Here is an 8,353-nt window from a genome sequence, read left to right as displayed (position 1 = left end):
CCGGGCGGACGCCAATCCCCCCGGTGTTTTTCATGTCCGCCTGACGGATGAACAAAACAATGAAATGAAATGATTAATTTTGACTCAAAGATAAACCTCCTTTACACACTTTTTGGGATACTACCAGACAAATGGTGATGATAGGTAAGATAAAAGCTTCAATCTGACTAAAGAGTCAATTAAGAGAATATGACAAAGGGGCTGTCTCGTCTAATTTTGAGACAGCCCCTTTTGTCGTTAGTTGTAACTTACTTATGCTAATTCTTATCGTTTTTCGATACGCATAATTTTATTGTCAATACTTATGATATAAATACCTTGAGGCAAGTCGGATAGATTCATGACAAGAGATCCTTCTGAATCTGTCCGGGTAGCTTTTATCAATTGTCCTGAGATACTGTATAGTCTTACAGTAGCGTTGCTTGTTGTATTTGTTACATTGATCAGATCGGCTGTTGGATTCGGATAGATAACGATATCATTTGAAGATATATTATCAACAGGTGTATCCAGAATAAAGGATACAATGATGTTGGTGTCTTCGTTGATCGTGTATGTTTTATTATTCTCTGCCTCTACACCATTGATTAAGATCACCTTGATCATATTGCCTTCCTTAGGAGTCGCTTTAATGGTAATTTGGGTGCCCAAATCTACTTCATGAGACTTGGATAGATCAGCCCCCTCGATAACAACTTCTCCTTCTCCGTATTGTGTCAAAGTAATAACCGGGCGTTTCACCTTGAAAGTTGCCTTGATAGTTGTGTTTTTGGTCAACTTAAAGAAAGTATCCGGTGCAATGTTGACATCATTGATAAGGAGCTGATCAATTTCATAACCCTTATCCGGATTGATGCTCACCTCTACTATGGTGTTTTCTTTTACGGCGTCGGGATTATCTACATTGGCAAGAGATATATTTCCGTGCTCGCTTTTTTGAATGTCAATCTTATATAAAACTATTTTAGGTTGTTTAAATCCGACCTTGATTTCATCCATCTCAAGAACAGTTACCGGCATCCCGGTATTCTTATCAAAAACAATCAAATGAAGATCTACTCTATCTGTTGCCAGAACTTTGCTAAACTCTTTGAAACGACTTACTTCTTCGGGGTTGTCACCGAGAGTAATCTCAAACTCGTGCTTGGAGCCATCCCAATCTTTGAGATGTAGATCTTGTCTGTTGATTATACAATTGATTTTGGAAAACATATAGTCGTAAGATAGGTATGCAAGGACGGCCAGATCCTTGGGCTGATGCTCAGTAGCCACATCTTCAATAGAGAAACCTTTGATATGGACACTCTCAGGGTTGATTCGTTGATCCCATTTAGTTTCATCAAACTTGATAAGATATCCTTCTCTTACCGTAGAGGCTTTCTTGACTTCTACATCTTCTAAAATGGTAGTCTCTCTATATTTGAATTGAGTTTTAAGAGATATATCCACTTTTGTTCCGGGCTCGATGGGAAGACGATCGATAAAAAAGGTAATGCGATTGTCTTGCCCCATCTCGTAGGGAACATTCTTGTCAAATTCGAAAAGAAGTTTTTGGTTGGAATGTTTCACAATTCTCAATACGGTGTTCTCTATCTGTTCACGCTTCATTGTATTAGAAGCCAGGCAAGTGATTTTACTCTTTTCGTATCCAAAGAGATCGGCTATAGCTCCATTTTTATTTATGCTAATCTTGCCTCTGTCGATGTCTTTTTTTGCTGACTTGATGCATCCATGCTCATCTGTAGTGATAATTTGTTCCAGAGGGGTGCCGTATAGTCCTCTTACTCGGTAATATTCGCCATCTTCAGCTTTTGCTTCGGCATAGACTTTGTATTCGGTATTTAGACTGTCAAGCACAAGCTCATTTTCACGTCTTTGTAACGTAAATTTGATTGGAGTTGGATATACCGGCCTTCCGTCGAGTTCCACTTCTTCCTCTTGTGGAAGGATGTACTTGTCTTTGCTATCATTGGTATTTTCGAGAACAAGTCTTACAGATGTGCTCAATGCAAGAATCTCGGTCAACTTTACCTCCATTTTGCAGACCGAAGCATTCTTGTCTATAGCGGAAGATAAATCAATTTCCATTTTGTCGCCCTCAATGAAAGTGTTGGGTGCTTGAGTACTTTGCGTTTTGTCCGGTTGGAAGTTGACAACGATGCATTGACCTTCATTAAAGCCGCCTCCGGACCCTCCTCCGATACCAAGTGCTCCCGGACTCAATACATTCAGGTCGAAGTAGCCGTCTGACATGCCACCCCATCCCCAATTGAAGTGATAAAGACCCTCATTGTCGTATCCGTCACAGACGAATGCATGGCCTCCACCTTGCCCGTATCCCGCATAAAGGACCGGACGCTTGCTGTTTAGTTCTCCTCGGATGATTGTTTCCCATTGACTTTGAGTCTTAAGGTTTCTATTGATAACCTTTGTCCTTTTGTCGTATTTGAAGTTGTCTCTCAGTGCACGAACAACATTTTGTATGAAGCTTCCGCTGGCATTACTTCCATATCCCATATCTTCGGCAATACCTACATGAAGACAAAGGATGCCAAGTGCGTCTTGTTCTTCCTTAGTGGCTGTGCGTGGATCGTCATATCTCGCAGGCATATGATCCCAATCATAGGTTTTTGTGAAGTCTGCTTTTCGTTTCACATTTGATTTTGAGTCTATGTATTCATGTTTGCCTTCTCCTTGCAATGGCCATTTGTAATATCTCATGATTTGAGATGTGGCTGTCGCTACACATCCAACAGGCATATTTTTACCCTCAGAGTCTTTGGGAGTATGAGCATTCCATGGGAATGATTGATCCCATTGTATGTTACCGAGAAGTGGATTGACTGTTTCAATGCTTCTAAGTCGGTTGGACGATGTCTTATTGGCCTTAAGAAGCATTTTGATATTCTGTTGATAGGTCTCGAGAAACGCTTTGAGATTGTCCGGCATGTGTTGGGTAGAGAATTTTCCATTCAATGTATATCCCAATACAAGAGGTAGTTTGTCGTCGCCTGCAATCATTACAAAACCATCATGTTCCCCTCTATTGTAGATATAATAAAGAGCAGAATTGTCTCGACTATTATCCTCAGAACGAAGTCCTACCGTCTCTTCACCCATAAAGTTGGGGGCTGATAATAGCTGAAGAGATAGGTTACTTTCCCCTCTAAGTGATGACTTACTCTTAAAAAACTCTTGTGCTGCTTTTTTTGCTTGTGAAGGTGTAACAGGCAATGCAAAAGACATGCCGACACCCATGAATAAAATAAGCAGGGAAAGTATTGGTTTTCTCAACCAATTTGTTCTTTCTCTTAGTTTCAAAAATGCAAAGACAGTCTGCTTTGCTCGGGTAATTTTCATAATCATATTATTAACTAATGTTTGTCCTAAACTGTGAAGCTCAATCAGGTATAAGCTTCCGCAATCATGCAATGTGCTGAGCAATTGAAGATAGTGTCCTAATCTTTTTAGTTGCTCCATTGGATTTCTCAATTCGCCAACCAAGAGATCCCTATAATTGGACCGCAAAAGTATTCATTATTTATCGCTCTTCCAATCTATTAGCTCAATATCTCCATAAATACAATAACGTTTCCGGTTGATGATATAATATGTTAAATATGTGCCTGTAAGTTATAGGGGGATTGTTGTTTGTTTTTGTTCTTAATAGTGTTTCTAAATGGTGAATTGAATATCGAAATTAGTATTATTCTTATAAATTGATATTTGGTTGGTGCGATCAATACGCTCTTTGTCAGTGTAAATTGATACTTTATTTATATCTGTTAATTCTCTGTGTTTAGTTTGGAAGAGTATGTTTAGAGGTTAAGAGGCCAAAATCATAAGAGTACTTCTTAATTTTTGATTCTATTAGTCTTTTGCACAGTTGGTGTGATTTGTATTAATTGCTTCGATTATTGTTATCTGTTTTGATGTTTTTTCACGTCGAATTGCTATCCTCTTTTCAGAGACAATGTGTGGAATAGTAGATAAACATCATCTTGGTGTAGATGCGCTGAATGCCGTATTTGATAGGTCTTTGGGCCTTTTGCTGCTTAAAAGCCTATAATTATTGAGTAATTAATCCTAAAAAATGCGTTTGTCTCTTCCCTTGTTGCTTAATATATGTTTATTTAAATGCGCTAAATGATAAATAGTATTCTGAATACACTGTAAGTCGTACTATCGGATATTTTAGATAGTTTATCTTTGTAATGCAAAACGAATGAGACGTAATTTTTGATGCAAACTCCCGATGTTCTCATTTACGGTTTTGCATACCCTGGAGCAAAAGATAACTGTCCGATGGATGCATTGCTGAATAGATTGTAAGTACTCAATACAATCGAAAAACATCTATCTGCTAATCTTTCTCTCGTCTCAGCGAGCAATCTAAACAGCCTCGGCACAGCAGTACGAGATATTGCTACACGCTCTTTACACAACTATTTGATGCAGTATTGGCAGTTATCGCTCTAAGGGTAAGGTTAGTTTTATTGAGTCCTTCGTGAGAAGAATTCCTTTGATGCTATCGGTCGATATGATTTTCAAGTCCTTGTTAAGTCGTTAAATCCTTTATGAACATGGTTTTCTGACCGCATTTTCTAATCGTTATATTCTTATTATTTAGATGTTTTTGATCTTAATTGTAGGATTTGAAATATGCCATCCTTCTTGCACTTGAACTATTGTAATGATGATGGCAATATATTCATATTGTCTTGTTTTTATTGCTTAGTTATTATATTTGTCGTTGAAACAGTATTTGTGGTAGAAATTCGTTAGTTATTAGATCAAACACTTTGTAATGTTTATGTGGTCATAATGGAGATATTTAGTACTTATATCGGTGCTTTTTATCTATTTTCGGCTTTCTCTTAGTCTCTCGAATATGAGGGGAGCAGTACTGTGTGATTTTTCTTTAGTGTCAACTGTTGGCTTATTATTGCAATGGTAAGGCCAATTTACTCTGAATCGATTGTTAAATACAACTATATTAAAAATGAATAAACAAATTTGTACCCTGCTGAGAAGGGTAGTCGGCTGGTCGATGGGCGTATTGTCCTTGACCGGTTGCATCGTCTTAATGCCTCAAGAGGCTTTTGCCAATCCGGTTAGTCGAGAGCAGGCAACTGCTTATGCGAAGTCTTTTTTTGAGAAAAAATCTTTGTTGAGAGGAGACAAGGAGCTTAAATTGGTTTCTGCTCCATCTTTTAATTCCAAAGATCTAAGGTCTGCTTCATCTGTTGAGGCCTCTTCAGATGCTGTGCTTTACTATGTTTTCAATTATGGCGATCAGGATGGCTTTTTGATGGTTGCGGGTGATGATGAGTTGCCCATGACATTGGGATATTCTGATAAAGGCTCATTCTCAGATCGTAATATGCCGGACAACTTCAGTAGTTTTATATCTTCATACCAGGCTGCTATCAGGCATTATCTTGCAGATGGCAACAAGCAAATGACCATTTCTCAAGAGTCTCTTAATAGCTCTGTTTCTCCACTTCTTGCAGATATACTTTGGAATCAGAGTGCTCCTTGGAATGACAAAACTCCGATATATTATGGGCGGCATTGCCCTGTAGGTTGTGTTGCCACAGCCACATCTCAGATCATGAGATATTACAAATGGCCGGATAGAGGGGTCGGTTCGAATACCTATACTGATGTATATCGTGAAACACATAGTGCAAATTTCGATGTAGCGTATGATTGGGATAATATGCCCGGTATTATAGAGAATGGTCAAACAGTTTCTGACCGGCAAAAAGCTGCGCTTTCAACATTGTGTTACCATGTAGGAGTAGCTGTGAAGATGAATTATGCTACTAATGCGAGCGGTGCTTTTGGGCAAGATGTCGTTACAGCTCTTCGCAAATTCTTTAAGTACGACAAGTCGGTTCAAATCCTTGATAGGGATATGTATTCTCAGAGGCAATGGAATGCAATGATAAGAAAGGAGCTTACGGAGAGACGTCCGGTAGAATATCTTGGTTATGGAGATGGCGGTGGTCATGCCTTTGTTTGTGATGGGTATGACTCTGAAGGTCTATTTCATATTAATTGGGGATGGGCGGGCATGTCCAATGGTTATTTTGATCTCAATTTGCTCAATCCCGATGCTCTTGGTATTGGTGGTGGATCAGGTGGTGGCTTCAATAGAGGCCAACAAATCATCGTTAATTTCACTCCGGACAGAGAAGGTAATTCTGTAGAAGCTCCCACACTTGTTGAGTGTAGAAGTTTTGAACTTAAGAAGATAGGTGGAGGAGGTCTCCATTGCATCATGTATTTGACTTTGGGACAGGCTGATATGCTTTCTACTAAGGTGAGAGTTGTAATTGAGAATGTTGATAATAAAGATGATCGAAAGATTGTCGACTCTAATGAATATTTGAATTTGTATTGCAATAATATGTATGAAGTGCGGCCAGAAAATGGCAGAGTCAGAGTTTTTCTCCAAAGTGCTGAAAATGGACTTACCTTAACCCCAAATGCAAAATATAGGGTCTATGGTGAGGCAAAGTCAAGTGATGGTAATTATTACAGATTGCTAAGGACTTATGGAATAGCAGACGAAGCGTATTTTACTACAGATTCGGACGGACATATTGCCAATATTGAGGAGCCTGCAAAAGAGGAAGCTAAGCTTACTTTGCTTTTAGAGGGGGCGAATGCTAAATTGCAGTTTGCAGAAAATTCACGTATTAATTTTAAGGTTAAGAATGAAGGCAATAAAGAGGCTTTAGCTCTTACCAGCATTAAGTTTTATGATGTTAAATCGGGTTATTTGATTTATGAAGATCAGAGAAACGTTGCTTATGCAGAAGGACAGACAGATGATATCTCTATATACATAGATCGTCTTCCAATTGATCCAGGTACACATGTTAGGATTACGGCTGAATGTAAAGGTGAAACAAAGGAGTCTTCTTATGCAGAAACAACGATTGTTGAGGAGGCAGTTGTAACTACTCCCGATCATATTCGTACCGGATACATAATAAGCTTGGATAAGAGTTTGTTGAATAATCAGTTTGAATATTTTATCAATGCCAATGATTTTATCAATGACGATGATTATCAGATTAATGGTTTTACACTTAAGGATGTAGGATCAGAATTTGTGAAGAATGTCAAATACTGCGCTGCTTCTTTGATTATTTATGATCCTGAAAAGGGAGTTCCAATAGGACAAACTCTTATAGCCTTGACGACTATCAAAGACAATTGGAAAGGCTCGGAGATTACAATGGATTTGCCGGTAATTAAAGATGCGAAAGATGATCTTCTCCAGTTTATAAATGGTCATAACAAATATAATTATCCGGTCAAACTTGTTGTGGGTGTTTATAATGAGGCTGCAGCACCACTTCCGGTACTAAGAAGTGATATGCCTTATGTTACTTTCAGGGATAATGGAACAACTGCTGTTTGTCAGGTAGAAAATGAGCATATTCAAATATATCCTAACCCGGTTGTTTCGGATCTATTCATTGAGCACGCCGACTGCAATGCCCAAGTTAAGGTATTCGATCTAAGTGGTAAAAATATTCTCTCTTCTGTAACGGATAATCAGGGAAATGGTCATATAGATATGAGCCGTTATCCTTCAGGGGAATATGTAGTAGTGGTAGGAGCTAAGAGTGTACATCTTTTAAAGAAGTAGTCTTAATGATTGCTGTTATTCAATAAAAACAATAAATAAGATAAGGATGGTCTCAACTGTCAATTAAGTACAGTCGAGGCCATCCTTTTTTTTGAGACATCTCAAAGCTTAACTTCTTCTTTATCGAGGAATTCTGGTTTATGTTAGATTTTCCTGTTTCTAACAAGAATAGGGATAAATAGAATATTATAGAACTCCGTTATTATTTAAAAATGATTCTATCTCGGAATGCGTTCTGGAATTAAATCCCATAACCCCCTTCACTTTCCCATTAGCCTGAATCATAAGGATGGAAGGATATCCTCCAAAACCAAACACTTTGGCAGCTACTTTATATATACCTGCATTATCACCTTTGTCAACAGCTATACTGTAAAAATAGACTTTGTTTACATATTGCTTTGCCCAGTTCTCAAGAATAGGTCTTAAGGCCTTACATGGCGTACATGTTTCTGTGTAGAAATCAACTATAACAGGCTTTCTCCCTTTAAAAACAAAATGTTCGGGAGACTCCTTGTAATCCCATACATACTTGATGAACATATCTGAATTAAGTTCAACCACCTGTCCATTCGTATCAGGAATTTCATCTATAAGAGAATTATCATTTTTACATGAGCATATCATTACAAATAATAATGGTATTAAGCTCAAAAAAACCATCTTGTTACTCATTTTTTTCTT

General features: G+C 38.2%; 3 protein-coding genes. 1 reads left to right on the top strand and 2 read right to left on the bottom strand.

Going from position 1 to position 8,353, the window contains the following annotated elements:
* Positions 1-264 precede the first annotated feature (264 nt).
* A complete protein-coding gene (locus ACFO3G_RS08615) occupies positions 265-3,360 on the bottom strand; it encodes a C10 family peptidase (RefSeq protein ID WP_380079938.1) in 3,096 nt (1,031 codons plus the stop codon).
* Between the two features lie 1,642 nt (positions 3,361-5,002).
* Here ACFO3G_RS08615 and ACFO3G_RS08610 point away from each other — a divergent pair.
* Complete coding sequence (locus ACFO3G_RS08610) at positions 5,003-7,669, top strand: C10 family peptidase (RefSeq protein WP_380079936.1); 2,667 nt, start codon at positions 5,003-5,005, stop codon at positions 7,667-7,669.
* Positions 7,670-7,855: 186 nt separating this feature from the next.
* On the opposite strand, the gene ACFO3G_RS08605 is transcribed toward ACFO3G_RS08610, so the two are convergent.
* Positions 7,856-8,344, bottom strand: a complete 489-nt coding sequence (locus tag ACFO3G_RS08605; protein WP_380079934.1) for a thioredoxin family protein — start codon at positions 8,342-8,344, stop codon at positions 7,856-7,858.
* Between the last annotated feature and the right edge of the window lie 9 nt (positions 8,345-8,353).

This window comes from Falsiporphyromonas endometrii (genome assembly GCF_042654485.1).
Taxonomy (GTDB): Bacteria; Bacteroidota; Bacteroidia; order Bacteroidales; family Porphyromonadaceae; genus Porphyromonas; species Porphyromonas endometrii.
The sequence above is the reverse complement of the archived record's forward strand: the minus strand, read 5'-3'. Positions and strand labels throughout refer to the sequence as shown.